Source organism: Pseudomonas sp. AC532 (genome assembly GCF_979258965.1).
Map to the genome: position 1 here is coordinate 3,998,623 of NZ_OZ409888.1, position 17,096 is coordinate 4,015,718.

14 protein-coding genes are annotated in these 17,096 nt (G+C 63.6%); 13 read left to right on the forward strand and 1 reads right to left on the reverse strand.

Annotation, left to right across the window (positions count from 1 at the left end):
• Nucleotides 1-6: 6 nt before the first annotated feature.
• The 9 genes from murD to lpxC all read left to right on the forward strand — a co-directional run bounded on the left by murD (nt 7) and on the right by lpxC (nt 10,451).
• Nucleotides 7-1,353: a UDP-N-acetylmuramoyl-L-alanine--D-glutamate ligase gene (gene murD / locus ACZ0AV_RS18595; RefSeq protein WP_499152398.1), complete on the forward strand. Its 1,347-nt coding sequence runs from the start codon at nt 7-9 to the stop codon at nt 1,351-1,353.
• Nucleotides 1,353-2,579 carry a putative lipid II flippase FtsW gene (gene ftsW / locus ACZ0AV_RS18600; RefSeq protein ID WP_499152399.1) on the forward strand — a complete coding sequence of 409 codons (1,227 nt, stop codon included), beginning with the start codon at nt 1,353-1,355 and terminating at the stop codon, nt 2,577-2,579. The genes murD and ftsW overlap by 1 nt, the downstream gene beginning before the upstream one ends.
• A complete protein-coding gene (murG, locus tag ACZ0AV_RS18605; RefSeq protein WP_499152400.1) occupies nt 2,569-3,639 on the forward strand; it encodes an undecaprenyldiphospho-muramoylpentapeptide beta-N-acetylglucosaminyltransferase in 1,071 nt (356 codons plus the stop codon). The genes ftsW and murG overlap by 11 nt, the downstream gene beginning before the upstream one ends.
• 34 nt (nt 3,640-3,673) lie before the next feature.
• On the forward strand, nt 3,674-5,080 hold the full coding sequence (gene murC, locus ACZ0AV_RS18610; protein ID WP_499153396.1) for a UDP-N-acetylmuramate--L-alanine ligase: 1,407 nt from the start codon (nt 3,674-3,676) through the stop codon (nt 5,078-5,080).
• The gene (locus ACZ0AV_RS18615; protein ID WP_499152401.1) at nt 5,077-6,027 is read left to right on the forward strand and encodes a D-alanine--D-alanine ligase; all 951 of its coding nucleotides are present in this window, start codon (nt 5,077-5,079) and stop codon (nt 6,025-6,027) included. The genes murC and ACZ0AV_RS18615 overlap by 4 nt, the downstream gene beginning before the upstream one ends.
• On the forward strand, nt 6,027-6,887 hold the full coding sequence (locus tag ACZ0AV_RS18620; protein ID WP_499153397.1) for a cell division protein FtsQ/DivIB: 861 nt from the start codon (nt 6,027-6,029) through the stop codon (nt 6,885-6,887). The genes ACZ0AV_RS18615 and ACZ0AV_RS18620 overlap by 1 nt, the downstream gene beginning before the upstream one ends.
• Nucleotides 6,888-6,909: 22 nt before the next feature.
• Nucleotides 6,910-8,157 (forward strand): cell division protein FtsA, encoded by a 1,248-nt coding sequence (gene ftsA, locus ACZ0AV_RS18625; protein WP_499152402.1) that lies wholly within the window; start codon nt 6,910-6,912, stop codon nt 8,155-8,157.
• Nucleotides 8,158-8,236: 79 nt separating this feature from the next.
• A complete protein-coding gene (gene ftsZ, locus ACZ0AV_RS18630) occupies nt 8,237-9,427 on the forward strand; it encodes a cell division protein FtsZ (RefSeq protein ID WP_499152403.1) in 1,191 nt (396 codons plus the stop codon).
• A gap of 112 nt (nt 9,428-9,539) precedes the next feature.
• A complete protein-coding gene (lpxC, locus tag ACZ0AV_RS18635) occupies nt 9,540-10,451 on the forward strand; it encodes a UDP-3-O-acyl-N-acetylglucosamine deacetylase (protein ID WP_499152404.1) in 912 nt (303 codons plus the stop codon).
• Between the two features lie 179 nt (nt 10,452-10,630).
• Here the strand turns inward: lpxC and ACZ0AV_RS18640 are convergent, their stop codons facing one another.
• Nucleotides 10,631-11,089, reverse strand: a complete 459-nt coding sequence (locus ACZ0AV_RS18640; RefSeq protein WP_499152405.1) for a DciA family protein — start codon at nt 11,087-11,089, stop codon at nt 10,631-10,633.
• A gap of 83 nt (nt 11,090-11,172) precedes the next feature.
• Here ACZ0AV_RS18640 and ACZ0AV_RS18645 point away from each other — a divergent pair, with 83 nt between their 5' ends.
• From ACZ0AV_RS18645 to ACZ0AV_RS18660, 4 genes are all read left to right on the forward strand, one after another.
• The gene (locus ACZ0AV_RS18645) at nt 11,173-12,099 is read left to right on the forward strand and encodes a M23 family metallopeptidase (protein ID WP_499152406.1); all 927 of its coding nucleotides are present in this window, start codon (nt 11,173-11,175) and stop codon (nt 12,097-12,099) included.
• 169 nt (nt 12,100-12,268) lie between these two features.
• Nucleotides 12,269-15,004, forward strand: coding sequence for a preprotein translocase subunit SecA (secA, locus tag ACZ0AV_RS18650; RefSeq protein ID WP_499152407.1), 2,736 nt, complete (start codon nt 12,269-12,271; stop codon nt 15,002-15,004).
• A 105-nt stretch (nt 15,005-15,109) separates the two neighbouring features.
• Entirely contained in the window at nt 15,110-16,327 is a 1,218-nt protein-coding gene (gene argJ, locus ACZ0AV_RS18655; RefSeq protein ID WP_499152408.1) for a bifunctional glutamate N-acetyltransferase/amino-acid acetyltransferase ArgJ, read from the forward strand.
• A 142-nt stretch (nt 16,328-16,469) separates the two neighbouring features.
• The gene (locus ACZ0AV_RS18660) at nt 16,470-17,096 is read left to right on the forward strand and encodes a glutathione S-transferase family protein (protein WP_499152409.1); all 627 of its coding nucleotides are present in this window, start codon (nt 16,470-16,472) and stop codon (nt 17,094-17,096) included.

Genomic DNA, 17,096 nt, shown 5'->3' on the forward strand with positions numbered 1-17,096 from the left:
GACAGCATGAGCCTGATCGCTTCCGACCAATTCCGCATCGTTGTCGGCCTCGGCAAGAGCGGCATGTCCCTGGTGCGCTACCTCGCGCGCCAGGGCGTGCGCTTTGCCGTGGTCGATACCCGTGCCAATCCGCCGGAGCTGAGCACCTTGCGTGAGCAGTTCCCGCAGGTCGAAGTGCGTTGTGGCGAGCTGGACGTGGAGTTTCTCGGTCGTGCCAGCGAGCTGCTGATCAGCCCGGGCCTGGCCGTGGCCACCCCGGCCCTGCAGGAAGCGGCCAAGCGTGGCGCCAAGCTGTCCGGCGACATCGACCTGTTCGCCCGCGCTGCCAAGGCGCCGATCGTGGCCATCACCGGCTCCAACGCCAAGAGCACCGTGACCACCCTGGTCGGCGAGATGGCCGCTGCCGCCGGCCGCAGGGTCGCCGTCGGTGGCAACCTCGGCACGCCGGCGCTGGACCTGCTCGCCGATGACGTCGAGCTGTATGTGATCGAACTGTCCAGCTTCCAGCTGGAAACCACCGAATTGCTCAACGCTGAAGTGGCGACCTGCCTGAACATCAGCGAAGACCATATGGATCGCTATGCCGATCTGCCGGCCTATCACCTGGCCAAGCACCGGATTTTCCGTGGTGCTCGGCAGGTGGTTGTGAACCGCGACGACCCGCTGTCGCGGCCGATGATTGCCGACCAGGTGCCATGCTTGAGCTTCGGCCTCGGCAAACCGGACTTCAAGCGTTTCGGCCTGCTCGAGGAGAATGGCGAGAAGTGCCTGGCCTATCAGTTCGAAGCCCTGCTGCCAGTGCGCGAGTTGAAGGTGCGTGGTGCTCATAACCAGTCCAACGCCCTGGCAGCGCTGGCGCTCGGTCATGCGGTCGGCCTGCCGATGGCAGCCATGCTCGACACCCTGAGGGCCTTCACCGGCCTGCCGCACCGTTGCCAGTGGGTGAGTGAGCGCGCCGGCGTGAGCTACTACGACGACTCCAAAGCCACCAACGTCGGTGCCGCCCTGGCGGCCATCGAAGGCCTGGGCGATGACATCGTCGGCAAACTGGTGCTGATCGCCGGCGGTGACGGCAAGGGCGCCGACTTCGCCAGCCTGCGCAAACCGGTGGCCGCCCATTGTCGCGCCGTCGTGCTGCTCGGCCGTGACGCCGACAAGCTGGCCGCGGTGCTTGACGGCACGGTGAACATCGTACGTGTCGACAGCCTGCAGGCTGCCGTCGAGCAGGCCGCAGCCATTGCCCAACCAGGCGATGCGGTGCTGCTGTCGCCGGCCTGTGCGAGCCTCGACATGTTCAAGAACTTCGAAGAACGCGGGCGCCTGTTCGCCCAGGCCGCGGAGGCGCTCGTCTGATGCTGTCCTTCCTGCGCCCTTACCCGTCCCCGCTGTTCAGCCGTCGCGGCCTGGACATGGATTTCCCCATGCTGGCGGGCTGCCTGGCGCTGCTCGGCCTGGGGCTGGTGATGATCTCCTCGGCGTCCACCGAGGTGGCTGCCGTGAATACGGGCAGCCCGCTGTACTACATGATCCGCCACCTGGTGTACCTGGTGATCGGCCTTGGTGCCGCCGGGGTGGTGCTGATGGTGCCGCTGGCCACCTGGCAGCGGCACAGCTGGCTGCTACTGCTAGTGGCCATCGTGCTGCTGATACTGGTGCTGGTGCCCGGTATCGGCCGCGAAGTGAACGGTGCGCGGCGCTGGATCGGCTTTGGTGCGTTCAACATCCAGCCCTCGGAAATCGCCAAGGTGTTCGTGGTGCTCTATCTCGCCGGTTACCTGGTTCGCCGCCAGGAAGAGGTGCGCGAGAGCTGGGCCGGTTTCTTCAAGCCCTTCGTGGTGTTGCTGCCGATGGCCTTCCTGCTGCTGCTGGAGCCGGACTTCGGCGCTACCGTGGTGATGATGGGCTCGGCGATGGCCATGCTGTTTCTCGGTGGTGTCGGCCTGTTCCGCTTCTCGCTGATGGTGGCGCTGGCGGTCGGTGCGGTGTTCGTGCTGGTGCAGACCCAGGAATACCGCCTGCAGCGCCTGATCACCTTCACCGACCCCTGGGCCGATCAGTACGGCTCCGGCTACCAGCTGACCCAGGCACTTATTGCTTTCGGCCGTGGCGAGTGGCTGGGCGTCGGCCTGGGCAACAGTATCCAGAAGCAGTTCTACCTGCCGGAAGCGCATACCGACTTCGTGTTCTCGGTGTTGGCCGAAGAGCTGGGCCTGGTAGGCGCGCTGCTGACCGTGGCGCTGTTCGTGTTCGTCAGCGTGCGGGCGCTGTACATCGGCCTGTGGGCGGAACGCGCCAAGCAGTATTTCGGTGCCTACGTGGCCTTCGGTCTGGCGTTTCTGTGGATCGGTCAGTTCCTGATCAACATCGGGGTGAATATCGGCCTGCTGCCGACCAAAGGGCTGACCTTGCCTTTCCTCAGCTACGGCGGCAGCTCGCTGGTGATCTGCTGTGTGAGCCTGGCACTGCTGCTGCGCATCGAGTGGGAGACGCGCAATCAGCTGGGCAATGAAGACGTCGAGTTCGACGAATCGGATTTCCCCGAGCCAGCCATCGGCAAGGAGGCGCAGCATGTCCGGTAATGTGCTGATCATGGCGGGCGGCACCGGCGGCCACGTGTTCCCGGCGCTGGCCTGCGCGCGCGAATTCCAGGCGCGTGGCTATCGCGTTCACTGGCTGGGCACGCCGCGTGGTATCGAGAACGAGCTGGTGCCGGCCGCTGGCCTGCCCCTGCACCTGATCAACGTCAGTGGCCTGCGCGGCAAAGGCGCGCTGTCGCTCCTCAAGGCGCCGCTGCAGTTGATCAAGGCGCTGTTGCAGGCCCGCAAGGTGGTGCGTGAGCTGCAGCCGGTCTGCGTGCTCGGCATGGGCGGCTACGTGACCGGCCCGGGCGGCCTGGCGGCGAAGCTGGCCGGCGTGCCGCTGATCATTCATGAACAGAACGCCGTGGCCGGTACCGCCAATCGCAGCCTGGTGGCATTCGCCAGCCGGGTCTGCGAGGCTTTCCCTGACACTTTCGCCGCGTCGGACAAGCGCCGCACCACCGGTAATCCTGTACGCGAAGAGCTGTTCCTGGAAACGCCTCGCGATTCCCTGACCGGTCGTCGGCCACGCCTGCTGATTCTGGGCGGCAGCCTGGGCGCCGAGCCATTGAACAAACTGCTGCCGGAGGCGCTGGCGCAGGTATCTGCCGAGCTGCGTCCGGAAATCTTTCACCAGGCGGGCAAGCAGCACGCCACGGTGACTGGCGAACGTTACACCGCTGTGGGCGTCGAAGCGCAAGTCGCGCCGTTCATCAGCGACATGGCCCGCGCCTATGCCTGGGCCGACCTGGTGGTCTGCCGCTCCGGCGCGCTCACCGTCAGTGAACTGGCAGCAGCCGGCCTGCCGGCTTTCCTGGTGCCGTTGCCCCACGCGATCGACGATCACCAGACGCGCAACGCCAGTTATCTCGCGAAGGACGGCGCCGCCGTCCTTCTGCCACAACGCTCCACTGACGCTGCCGAGCTGGCAGCGCAGCTGACCGAGGTCTTGATGCACCCCGAACGACTCAAACAAATGGCCAGCACGGCACGTCGCCTGGCCAAGCCCGATGCTACCCGTACCGTGGTCGATGTATGCCTGGAGGTGGCCCGTGGCTAAGTCCCCCGCAGCGGTCAAGGCAGAAGTAAGGCGCATGCGCCGTATCCGCCGTATCCATTTCGTCGGTATCGGCGGCGCCGGCATGTGCGGCATTGCCGAAGTGCTGCTCAACCTCGGTTACGAAGTCTCCGGCTCCGACCTGAAGACCTCGCCGGTCACCGAGCGGCTGGAAAACTTCGGCGCGCAGATATTCATCGGCCATCGTGCCGAGAACGCCGAGAACGCCGACGTGCTGGTGGTCTCCAGCGCCATCAACACCTCCAACCCGGAAGTGGCCACCGCCCTCGAGCGCCGTATCCCCGTGGTGCCGCGTGCCGAGATGCTCGCCGAACTGATGCGCTACCGTCACGGCATCGCCGTGGCCGGCACCCATGGCAAGACCACCACCACCAGCCTGCTGGCCTCGGTGTTCGCTGCCGCCGGTCTGGATCCGACGTTCGTGATCGGGGGGCGTCTCAACGCCGCCGGCACCAATGCGCAGCTCGGCACCAGTCGCTACCTGATCGCCGAAGCCGACGAAAGCGACGCCAGCTTCCTGCACTTGCAGCCCATGGTTTCGGTGGTCACCAACATCGACATGGACCACATGAGCACCTATGAAGGCGACTTCAACAAACTGAAGAAGACCTTCATCGAGTTCCTCCACAACCTGCCGTTCTACGGGCTGGCCGTGGTCTGCGTGGACGACCCGGTGGTGCGCGAAATCCTCTCCCAGGTAGGCCGCCCGACCGTGACCTACGGCTTCAGCGAAGACGCCGACGTACGCGCCATCAATGTACGCCAGCAGGGCATGCAGACCTTCTTCACGGTGCTGCGCCCGGACTGCGAGCCGCTCGACGTGTCGGTGAACATGCCCGGCAATCACAACGTGCTCAATGCGCTGGCAACCATCAGTATCGCCACCGATGAGGGCATCAGCGACGAGGCCATCCTGCAGGGGCTGTCGCAGTTCCAGGGTGTCGGCCGTCGCTTCCAGGTTTATGGCGAACTGCCGGTCGACGGCGGTGAAGTGATGCTGGTCGATGATTACGGCCACCATCCGCGCGAAGTCGCAGCAGTGATCAAGGCGGTACGTGGTGGTTGGCCGGAGAGGCGCCTGGTGATGGTCTACCAGCCGCACCGTTTCAGCCGCACCCGTGACTTGTACGACGATTTCGTGCAGGTACTGGCCGATGCCAACGTGCTGCTGCTGATGGAAGTCTACCCGGCTGGCGAGGAGCCGATTCCCGGTGCCGACAGCCGCCAGCTGTGCCACAGCATCCGCCAGCGCGGCCAGCTGGACCCCATTTATGTCGAACGTGGCGCGGAGCTTGCGCCACTGATCAAGCCGCTGCTGCGTGCCGGCGACATCCTGCTGTGTCAGGGTGCCGGCGACATCGGCGGGGTTGCCCCACAACTGCTGCAAAGCCCGCTGTTCAGCGTGCAAGGTCAAGGGAAATGAGTGCCGATACCCTGAAATCCCAATTGCCGGTCACGGCGTTCGGCCGAGTGGCCGTGCTGTTCGGCGGCAAGAGCGCCGAGCGCGAGGTGTCGCTGAAGTCCGGCAATGCGGTGCTGTCCGCGTTGCAGAGCGCCGGCGTGGATGCCTTTGGCATCGATGTGGGCGATGACTTCCTGGCGCGTCTGCTCAGCGAGAAGATCGATCGCGCGTTCATCGTGCTGCACGGGCGCGGCGGTGAAGATGGCAGCATGCAGGGCCTGCTCGAATGCGCCGGCATTCCCTACACGGGTAGCGGCATCCTGGCCTCGGCGTTGGCGATGGACAAGCTGCGCACCAAGCAGGTGTGGCAGAGCCTCGGGCTTCCTACGCCACGCCATGCCGTGCTGGCGAGTGCCGACGACTGCCGTCGCGCGGCTGCCGAGCTGGGCTTTCCGCTGATCGTCAAGCCGGCCCACGAAGGCTCGAGCATCGGCATGGCCAAGGTCGGCGATGTCGAGGCGCTGATCGCCGCCTGGCAGGACGCCGCCGTTTACGACAGCCAGGTGCTGGTCGAGCAGTGGATCCAGGGGCCGGAATTCACCATCGCCATGCTGCGTGGGCAGGTGTTGCCGCCCATCGCGCTGGGCACATCCCACAGTTTCTACGATTACGATGCCAAGTACCTGGCGGACGACACTCAATACCGGGTTCCCTGCGGCCTTGATGCCGACAAGGAAGCCGAGCTCATGTCCCTGACCGCCAGGGCCTGCGAGGCTGTCGGTACCCAGGGCTGGGCGCGCGCCGACGTGATGCAGGACGCCGAGGGGCGTTTCTGGCTGCTTGAAGTCAATACCGTGCCGGGCATGACCGATCACAGCCTGGTGCCAATGGCCGCATTGGCCGCCGGCCTGGATTTCCAGCAACTGGTGTTGGCGATACTGGCCGACAGCCTTGAGGCCCGGGGGTAATCATGAGCGCTGTCTTGCGTCATCAGCCAGGTACGGCCCGTGCGCCCATGCGCGGCAAGGCCGTGCCGCGCGGTGCCAGCCGTCTGGTGGCGAAGGAGCCCATCAGCCTGCGCATGCCGCGGCCCAATTTCAGCCTGCTCAAGCGCATCACCTGGCCGGTGTTGCTGCTGGTGCTGGGGTTTGGCGCTTACGAGCTGTCGCTGCGCCTGCTGCCTTACGCCGATCGGCCGATCGCCAAGATCAGCGTGGAAGGCGACCTGAGCTACATCAGCCAGCAATCGGTGCAGCAACGCATTGAACCTTTTGTGAGTGCGAGCTTCTTCAGTGTCGACCTTGTGGGTATGCGTCACGAACTGGAGCAGATGCCGTGGATCGCCCACGCCGAAGTTCGCCGCGTGTGGCCCGACCAGGTGATGGTACGCCTGGAAGAGCAATTGCCGATCGCCCGCTGGGGTGACGAGGCACTGCTCAACAACCAGGGGCAGGCCTTTGCGCCCAAAGAACTGGCGCACTACGAGAATTTGCCACAGCTGTACGGCCCCAAGCGGGCTCAGCAACAAGTCATGCAGCAGTATCAGGTGTTGAGCCAGATGCTGCGACCAATGGGATTCACCGTGGCACGCCTGGAGTTGCGTGAGCGCGGCAGCTGGTTCCTGTCCACCGGGCAGGGCATCGAAGTGCTGCTGGGGCGCGACCATCTGGTGGAAAAAATACGTCGTTTCGGTGCCATCTACAGCAAGGCCCTGAAAGACCAGAAAGACAACATCGCGCGGATCGATCTGCGCTACGCCAACGGCCTGGCCGTGGCGTGGCACGAGCCGCCGGCGCCCGTAGCGGTCGAACCCGCTGCGGTGCAGTGAATCAGGAGAGAAGGCAAGACTCATGGCAAACGTGCAGAGCGGCAAGATGATCGTCGGCCTCGATATCGGCACCTCCAAGGTGGTGGCGCTGGTAGGTGAAGTGACCGCTGATGGTCAGCTGGAAATCGTCGGCATCGGTACTCATCCGTCACGCGGCCTGAAGAAGGGCGTGGTGGTCAATATCGAGTCCACCGTGGCCTCGATCCAGCGCGCGGTCGAAGAAGCCCAGTTGATGGCGGGTTGCCGTATCCACTCGGCTTTCGTCGGCGTGGCCGGCAACCATATCCGCAGCCTCAATAGCCATGGCATCGTCGCCATTCGCGACCGTGAGGTCAGCAATGCCGATCTCGAGCGCGTGCTCGACGCTGCCCAGGCCGTGGCCATTCCGGCTGACCAGCGGGTGCTGCATACGCTGCCCCAGGATTACGTGATCGATAACCAGGAAGGCGTGCGCGAACCCCTGGGCATGTCCGGTGTGCGCCTGGAAGCCAAGGTGCACGTGGTGACCTGCGCGGTGAACGCGGCGCAGAACATCGAAAAGTGCGTGCGTCGTTGCGGTCTGGAAGTGGACGACATCATTCTCGAGCAGTTGGCTTCGGCCTACGCGGTGCTGACCGACGACGAGAAGGAGCTGGGCGTGTGCCTGGTCGACATCGGCGGCGGCACCACCGACATCTGCATCTTCACCGAAGGTGCGATCCGTCACACCGCGGTGATCCCGATTGCTGGCGACCAGGTCACCAACGATATCGCCATGGCGCTGCGTACGCCGACCCAGTATGCCGAAGAGATCAAGATCCGTTACGCCTGTGCCCTGGCCAAGCTGGCCGGTGCCGGCGAGACCATCAAGGTGCCGAGCGTCGGTGATCGCCCGCCTCGCGACCTGTCGCGTCAGTCCCTGGCCGAAGTGGTCGAGCCGCGCTATGACGAGCTGTTCACCCTGATCCAGGCTGAACTGCGCCGCAGCGGCTACGAGGACCTGATTCCTGCCGGCATCGTAATGACCGGTGGCACAGCGAAGATGGAAGGCGCAATAGAACTGGCCGAGGAAATCTTCCATATGCCGGTGCGTCTCGGCATGCCGCACAGCGTCAAAGGCCTCAGCGACGTGGTGCGCAACCCGATCTATTCGACAGGCGTTGGCCTGTTGATGTACGGCCTGCGCAAGCAGTCCGACGACATCCCGATGCCCGGCAACGGTGGCTACGGTGATGAAGCGAAACCCCCCGTACTGGAGCGGCTGAAACGCTGGATCCAGGGCAATTTCTAATGTTGGGCGGCGCGTGCACGGGCGTGTGCAGCGCTATCAGCAGTAGGCGTTTAAAACTAGAAAGTACAGGAGAGAGACCATGTTTGAACTCGTAGACAACCTTCCGCAGAGCGCGGTCATCAAGGTCATCGGTGTTGGTGGTGGTGGCGGCAATGCCGTCAATCACATGGCCAAAAGCAACATCGAAGGCGTCGAATTCATCTGCGCCAATACCGATGCCCAGGCACTGAAGAACATTGGAGCACGCACCGTGCTGCAGCTGGGCACCGGCGTGACCAAGGGCCTTGGCGCTGGCGCCAACCCCGAGGTTGGCCGTCAGGCGGCCCTGGAAGACCGCGAGCGCATCGCCGAAGTGCTTCAGGGCTGCGACATGGTCTTCATCACCACCGGCATGGGCGGCGGTACCGGTACCGGTGCTGCACCGGTGATCGCCGAAGTGGCCAAGGAAATGGGCATCCTCACCGTGGCAGTGGTGACCCGTCCGTTCCCGTTCGAAGGCCGCAAGCGCATGCAGATCGCCGATGAAGGCATCCGCGCGCTGCAGGAAAGCGTCGACTCGTTGATCACCATTCCCAACGAAAAGCTGCTGACCATCCTGGGCAAGGATGCCAGCCTGCTGTCCGCCTTCTCGAAGGCCGATGACGTGCTGTCCGGCGCCGTGCGTGGCATCTCCGACATCATCAAGCGTCCGGGGATGATCAACGTCGACTTCGCCGACGTGAAGACCGTGATGAGCGAGATGGGCATGGCCATGATGGGCACCGGCTGCGCCAGTGGCCCGAACCGTGCGCGTGAAGCCACCGAAGCGGCAATCCGCAACCCGCTGCTCGAAGACGTCAATCTGCAGGGCGCTCGCGGCATTCTGGTGAACATCACCGCGGGCCCGGATCTGTCCCTGGGCGAGTACTCCGACGTGGGCAACATCATCGAACAATTCGCCTCCGAGCACGCCACCGTCAAGGTCGGTACCGTTATCGACCCGGACATGCGTGACGAGCTGCACGTGACCGTAGTGGCCACGGGTCTCGGTGCCCGCATGGAGAAGCCGGTCAAGGTCGTCGACAACACCGTGCAGGTGGCTGCCGCTCAGGCCGCTGCGCCGGTCGCCGCGCCAGTGCGCAGCGAGCAGAACGTCAACTACAAGGACTACGAGCGCCCGACCGTACAGCGTCAGAGCCACGGCGGCGCGGCCACTGCGGCGAAAATGAACCCTCAGGATGACCTGGATTACCTGGACATTCCGGCGTTCCTGCGTCGTCAGGCGGATTGATGGAATCTATCAGGAGCATAAGGGTGATTGGTGTTCAGCAAAGGTCGGTTCTGCTATCATCGCCAGCCTTTGTTGAAAACAATTCGCACCCAGCGCAATAGCGGCCAGACCCATGATCAGACAACGCACCCTGAAGAACATCATCCGCGCCACGGGTATCGGCCTGCACTCCGGGGAGAAGGTATACCTCACCCTGAAGCCGGCTCCGGTGGACACCGGCATCGTCTTTCGTCGCACTGACCTCAACCCTGTTGTAGAGGTCAAGGGCCACGCATTGAACGTCGGTGAAACCACCATGTCGACGACCTTGGTCAATGGTGATGTCAAGGTGGATACGGTAGAGCACCTGCTTTCGGCCATGGCTGGCCTGGGCATCGATAACGCCTACGTCGAGCTCTCTGCCTGTGAAGTGCCGATCATGGACGGCAGTGCCGGGCCCTTTGTTTTCCTGATTCAGTCGGCTGGTCTGCAAGAGCAGGATGCGCCCAAGAAGTTCATCCGCATCACCCGTGAAGTGACCGTGACGGACGGCGACAAGCGCGCCACCTTCGTTCCGTTCGAAGGCTTCAAGGTGAGCTTCGAGATCGACTTCGATCACCCGGTGTTCCATGACCGTACCAAGACCGCGAGTGTGGATTTCTCCAGCACCTCGTTCGTCAAGGAAGTCAGTCGTGCCCGCACGTTCGGTTTCATGCGTGATATCGAATTCTTGCGTTCGCACAACCTGGCTCGCGGCGGCAGCGTGGACAACGCCATCGTGGTGGACGAGTTCGGTGTGCTCAACGAAGACGGCCTGCGTTACGAGGACGAATTCGTCAGGCACAAGATTCTCGATGCCATTGGTGACCTTTACCTGCTCGGTAACAGCCTTATCGGTGAGTTCCGCGGCTACAAATCCGGCCACGGCCTGAACAACCGCCTGCTGCGCGCTTTGATCGCCCAGCCGGAGGCTTGGGAAGTGGTGACATTCGAAGACGCCGATACTGCACCGATTTCCTACATGCGCCCAGCAGCGGCCATGTAAGACACTCTCCTTGCTTTAATCTTCAAGGCCACCCTCGGGTGGCCTTTTTTTTATGCAGGTCTTTTTCGCTGCGCACTGAGCGCCGAGCGCCGTTCGGTCGCCGCTTTAGACAGTCGAAATGGAGTTGTATTGTCAATCTGATGGCGACCATATTTTGGCGCCGTAAAGGCTTGAATGCGTTACGAATCGCTGCGGCGACGGTGGCTTGCAAGGCGCTCCAGGGCTTCGCGAAGACGCGGGTCGCTGACCCCCGCTGCGGTTTCCTGAATGCTGTCGGCAGCGCTGTCGGAGAGCTCGAAAGGGCGCGCGGGCGGGCGCCTTTCGGCGGTCGGAGGTTGCACCTTGAAGAGGATTTTCGTTAAGGTCGCGAACGTTTCGAGCGCCTGCAATTGCCTCTGCAGGCGTCTTTGTTGATACCGCAACCGGGTGGCCCAATGGCCGTCGGTGACGATTAGAAGCAGACAACCTTCACGCCAGGACGCCACATGACAGTGTTCCCGGGCAGCAGGTTGTAGCTGGCTTTCAAGCAATTGCTGCAGGTGATCGATCCGCTGAGCCTGGTTGAACAGGGCTTTGAGCGGCTTCGCCTCGCGCAGCAATGCGGCGGGAGCCTTGGCCGGCAAGGGACGAAAACTCATGGCGGGAAGCCTGCGACGTAGGGGCCGTCATATTAACAGAACCTTGCCGAGCACTCTGGTTCCACCTTTTACATGGGGATGTCATGCACATCATTTTTCTTAGCCGACGCCACGGCGCCGCGCGTTCGCTCAGTCTCGATCTGCGCTGGCTGGCGTTCGGTGTGGCGCTGCTGGTCGGCGTCGCGATCGGTACCGGTGCCCTGGTAGGCGCCTGGCTGGCTCCCAAATCGGCGAGCGTGCCGGAAACGCTCGAAGTCTCGCAGGCGCTCGATGCCCAGCGCGAGGAAGTCGGCGCGGTGCGCATCGATGCCCAGCGTCAGCTCGACGCCTTTGCCGCGCACGTTGCCGAGCTGCAGGCGCGCCTCACTCGCCTCGATGCGCTCGGCGAGCGCCTGACCGAATTGGCGGAGCTGGATGCCAGTGAGTTCGATTTCTCCCTGGGTGTCGGCCAGGGCGGGCCAGAGGAGCTGCTCGACGGCGCCGCTTATGCGCCGCCACCGTTCATGAGCGCGCTGGACGAACTGGCGCTGCGCATGGACAGCCGCGAGCAGCAGCTGGAAGTGCTGGAACAGCTGCTGGCCGAGCGCCGTATCGACGAAGCGGTGATGCTCTCCGGGCACCCCGTGCTGCAGGGCTACGTCTCATCCCCGTTCGGCCGGCGGATCGACCCGCTGACCGGGCGCGTCAGCGTGCACAAGGGGGTGGATTTCGCGGCCAAGGCGGGCAGCGACGTGGTCGCGGTCGGTGCCGGCGTGGTGACCTTCGCCGGGCGCCGCAACGGCTACGGCAATACCGTGGAAATCAGTCACGCCGATGGCTATGTCACCCTGTATGCACACAACCGCAGCAATACCGTGCAGGTCGGCGATCTGGTCCAGCGTGGGCAGGCCATCGCCACCGTCGGCAGTACCGGCCGTTCCACTGGCAACCATGTGCACTTCGAGGTCAGCCGCAATGGCGAGCTGATCAATCCGCACAGCTACATCGCGCGGGTCAGCGACGAGCAATGAGGATGCTGACCAATGCCCGCCCCGGCATCGGTCGATGGCCCTGTGCCAATCACGCCGCTTTCCTCAAGTCCTTTTCCGGGTAGAATGCCCCCTTCGCACGCAGCCATGAGGGCTGCATGGGCGACTCACGGGGCCGCCCTCCATCCATAGCGTGGAAGATCCTGTCGATATGTTTGCGCCTTTGTTGAAAAAACTCTTTGGAAGCAAGAACGAGCGTGAGGTCAAACGCATGCTCAAGGCGGTTCAGGCCGTCAACGCATTCGAGGAGCAGATGCTCGCGCTCTCCGATGAGCAACTGCGCGCCAAGACCGAAGAATTCAAGGCCCGCCTGGCCAAAGGCGAAACCCTGGACCAATTGCTGCCCGAAGCCTTCGCCGTGGCCCGCGAGGCCGGCAAGCGCGTGATGGGCATGCGTCACTTCGACGTCCAGTTGATCGGCGGCATGACCCTGCATGAAGGCAAGATCGCCGAGATGCGCACCGGTGAGGGCAAGACCCTGGTGGGCACCCTGGCCGTTTACCTCAACGCGCTGGAAGGCAAGGGCGTGCACGTGGTCACGGTCAACGACTACCTGGCCCGCCGTGACGCCAACTGGATGCGTCCCCTGTATGAATTTCTCGGCATGTCGGTCGGCATCGTCACCCCGTTCATGCCGCCGGACGAGAAGCGCGCCGCCTATGCGGCGGATATCACCTACGGCACCAACAACGAGTTCGGCTTCGACTACCTGCGCGACAACATGGCGTTCAGTGTGGAAGAGAAATTCCAGCGCGAGCTGAATTTCGCCGTGATCGACGAAGTCGACTCGATCCTCATTGACGAAGCCCGTACCCCGCTGATCATCTCCGGCCAGGCCGAAGACAGCTCGAAGATGTACACCGAGATCAACAAGCTGATTCCTCGCCTCAAGCAGCACATCGAGGAAGAGGAAGGCGTGGTCACCCAGGAAGGCCACTACAAGGTCGACGAGAAGAGCCGTCAGGTCGAACTCAACGAGGAAGGCCACCAGTTCATCGAGGACATGCTCACCCAGAGCGGGCTGCTGGCTGAAGGCGAAAGCCTCTACTCGGCGCATAACCTCGGGCTGCTGACCCACGTGTATGCCGGCCTGCGTGCGCACACGCTGTTCCAGCGCAACGTCGAGTACATCGTTCAGAACGGTCAGGTCATCCTGATCGACGAGCACACCGGCCGTACCATGCAGGGCCGTCGCCTGTCAGAAGGCCTGCACCAGGCCATCGAAGCGAAGGAAGGCGTGAACATCCAGGCGGAGAGCCAGACCCTGGCCTCGACCACCTTCCAGAACTACTTCCGCCTCTACAACAAGCTGTCCGGCATGACCGGTACCGCTGACACCGAGGCGTTCGAGTTCCACCAGATCTATGGCCTGGACGTGATGGTCATCCCGACCAACAAGCCGGTTTCGCGCAAGGACTTCAATGACCTGGTCTACCTGACCCAGGAAGAGAAGTACGCGGCGATCATCAACGACATCAGGGAATGCCAGGCCCAGGGCCGGCCGGTGCTGGTCGGTACCGCGACCATCGAGACGTCCGAGTACATGGCGCGCCTGCTGGAACAGGAAGGCATCGAGCACAAGGTGCTCAACGCCAAGTTCCACGAGAAGGAAGCCGAGATCATCGCGCAGGCCGGTCGCCCGGGCGCGCTGACCATCGCCACCAACATGGCCGGTCGTGGTACCGACATCCTGCTGGGCGGCAACTGGGAAGTGGAAGTCGCGGCGCTGGAGAACCCTACCGACGAGCAGATCGCTCAGATCAAGGCCGACTGGCAGAAGCGCCACCAGCAGGTGCTCGAATCCGGCGGTCTGCATGTGATCGCCTCCGAGCGTCACGAGTCGCGTCGTATCGACAACCAGCTGCGTGGCCGTGCAGGTCGCCAGGGTGACGCCGGCTCCAGCCGCTTCTACCTGTCGCTGGAAGACAGCCTGATGCGCATCTTCGCCTCCGACCGCGTGAAGAATTTCATGAAGGCGCTGGGCATGCAGCCCGGCGAGGCCATCGAACACCGCATGGTGACCAACGCCATCGAGAAGGCGCAGCGCAAGGTCGAAGGCCGCAACTTCGACATGCGCAAGCAACTGCTCGAATTCGACGACGTGGCCAACGAGCAGCGCAAGGTGATCTATCACATGCGCAACACCTTGCTGACCGCCGACAACGTTGGCGAGACCATCGAGGACTTCCGCAAGGAAGTGCTGGACAACATCATCAACGCGCACATGCCGCCGCAGTCGCTGCCCGAGCAGTGGGACATCGCCGGCCTGGAAGAGGCGATCTACGCCGGGTTCAACCTGCGCCTGCCAATCCAGCAGTGGCTCGACGACGATGACAAGCTGTACGAGGACACCCTGCGCGAGCGCGTCCTCAAGGAGCTGGTCGACGCCTACAACGAGAAGGAAACCCAGGCCAGCGCCGAGGCCCTGCGTACCTTCGAGAAGCAGATCCTGCTGCGCGTGCTCGACGACCTGTGGAAAGACCACCTGTCGACCATGGATCACCTGCGTCACGGCATCCACCTGCGCGGCTACGCCCAGAAGAACCCGAAGCAGGAGTACAAGCGCGAGTCGTTCACCCTGTTCCAGGAACTGCTGGACTCGATCAAGCGCGATGCCATCCGCGTGCTGTCGCACGTTCAGGTACGCCGCGAAGATCCGGCCGAAGAAGAAGCCCGTCTGCGTCGCGATGCCGAAGCATTGGCCCAGCGCATGCAGTTCCAGCACGACGAAGTGTCCGCGCTGCAGGAGCCTGAGGCCGAAGGCCAGGAAGGTGACGTCGCCGTCGCGGCCGCACCGGTACGTGCCGAACAGAAGATCGGCCGCAACGAGCTGTGCCCGTGCGGGTCCGGCAAGAAGTACAAGCACTGCCACGGTCAGCTCAGCTAGTTCCAGCTAGACCTTGAACGTCCAAGCGCCGCGAAGGATCTTCCTTTCGCGGCGTTTTCGCATCAAACACGCTGCGCAATCACCCCTACCTCGAGGAGCTTTCCCATGGCTGTTGGTCTTGGCCCGCTGTCTACCCTGCACCCGGTTCCAGGTTTCGAACTGGGCATTGCCTCAGCCGGCATCAAGCGCCCGGGGCGCAAGGATGTGGTGGTGATGCGCTGCGCCGAAGGCAGCAGCGTGGCCGGCGTGTTCACCCTCAACGCGTTCTGCGCAGCACCAGTGATTCTGGCCAAGAAGCGCGCCTCCGGTAGTGTCCGCTACCTGCTGACCAACACCGGCAACGCCAACGCCGGCACGGGTGAGGCAGGGCTGCACAATGCCATGCGCGCCTGCGCCAGCCTGGCCAGCCTGGCTGGCGTGGAAGAAAGCGAAGTGCTGCCGTTCTCCACCGGCGTGATCGGTGAGCCACTGCCGGTGGAAAAGATCGAAGGGGCACTGCAGGCCGCGCTGGACAACCTGTCCGTGGACAACTGGGCTGATGCCGCCACCGGGATCATGACCACCGACACCTTGCCCAAGGGTGCCAGCCGCCAGTTCAGTCATGAAGGCGTGACGGTCACCGTGACCGGCATCAGCAAGGGCGCCGGCATGATCAAGCCGAACATGGCCACCATGCTCGGCTACATCGCCACCGATGCCAAGGTCGCGCAGGGCGTGCTGCAGGACCTGCTGCGCGACGCGGCGAACAAGTCGTTCAACCGCATCACCATCGATGGCGACACCTCCACCAACGACTGCTGCATGCTGATCGCCACCGGCCAGGCGGCGCTGCCGGAAATCACCCAGGCCAGCGGCGCGCTGTTCGCGGCGCTCAAGCAGGCGGTATTCGAGGTGTGCATGGAGGTTGCCCAGGCCATCGTCCGTGATGGCGAAGGCGCGACCAAGTTCGTCACCGTGCAGGTCAACGGTGGTGCGACGCACCAGGAGTGCCTGGACGTCGGTTATGCCGTCGCCCATTCGCCGCTGATCAAGACTGCGCTGTTCGCCTCCGACCCCAACTGGGGGCGCATCCTCGCGGCCGTCGGCCGTGCCGGCGTGGCACAGCTGGACGTCAGCAAGATCGACGTGTTCCTCGGTGACGTGTGCATCGCCAGCAAGGGCTGCCGCGCGGCGAGCTACACCGAAGAGCAGGGCTCGGCGGTGATGGCCGAAGCGGAGATCACCATCCGCATCGAGCTGGGCCGCGGTACCTGCAGCGAGACCATCTGGACCACCGACCTGTCCCACGAGTATGTGAAGATCAACGCCGAATACCGCACCTGATCGTACTCTTCGCGCGATCCCCGCTGCGGATCGCCGCACCTCTATTCCGCCCGCGCATGGCCCCATGAGCGAGCGGAATTTGCCTTCACGGGTGCCAACGGTGAAGCTGTCGTTCTGTTCCTTCCCACCGCTGGAGACGCACATGCCGCTGGAATTGCTGATAGGCAACAAGAACTACTCGTCCTGGTCGCTGCGCGGCTGGTTGCTCGCCGAGCTCAGCGGCGCGCCCTATCGGGAAATCCTGGTGCCGCTGTTTCGGGCCGATACCCACGCCCGCCTGCTGGCACATTCACCGACCGCCAAGGTGCCGGTGCTGAAGACCGACGATGCCGGGGTGATCTGGGATTCCCTGGCCATCGCCGAGTACCTGGCGGAGCGTTTCCCCGAGGCCGGCATGTGGCCGCGTGACGTCGCGGCTCGCGCAATGGCGCGCTCGGCCTGTGCCGAAATGCACAGTGGCTTCGGCGCGCTGCGCAGTCACATGCCGATGGACATGCAGCGCAATGCGCCGCTGGCCAGCATCGCCGCCGACGTGCAGAACGATATCCAGCGCATCATCGCCCTGTGGGCCGATTGCCGCGCGCAGTTTGGTCAGGGCGGGCCTTACCTGTTTGGCCAGTTGAGCATTGCCGATGCCTATTTCGCGCCGGTGGCCAGCCGCCTGCGCAGCTATGGCGTGGCGCTTCCGGAGGCGGCAGCGGCTTACGTGGAGACCATTTTTCAGTGGCCGGCGTTCCAGCGCTGGCTGCAGGCAGCCTTGAAGGAGTAA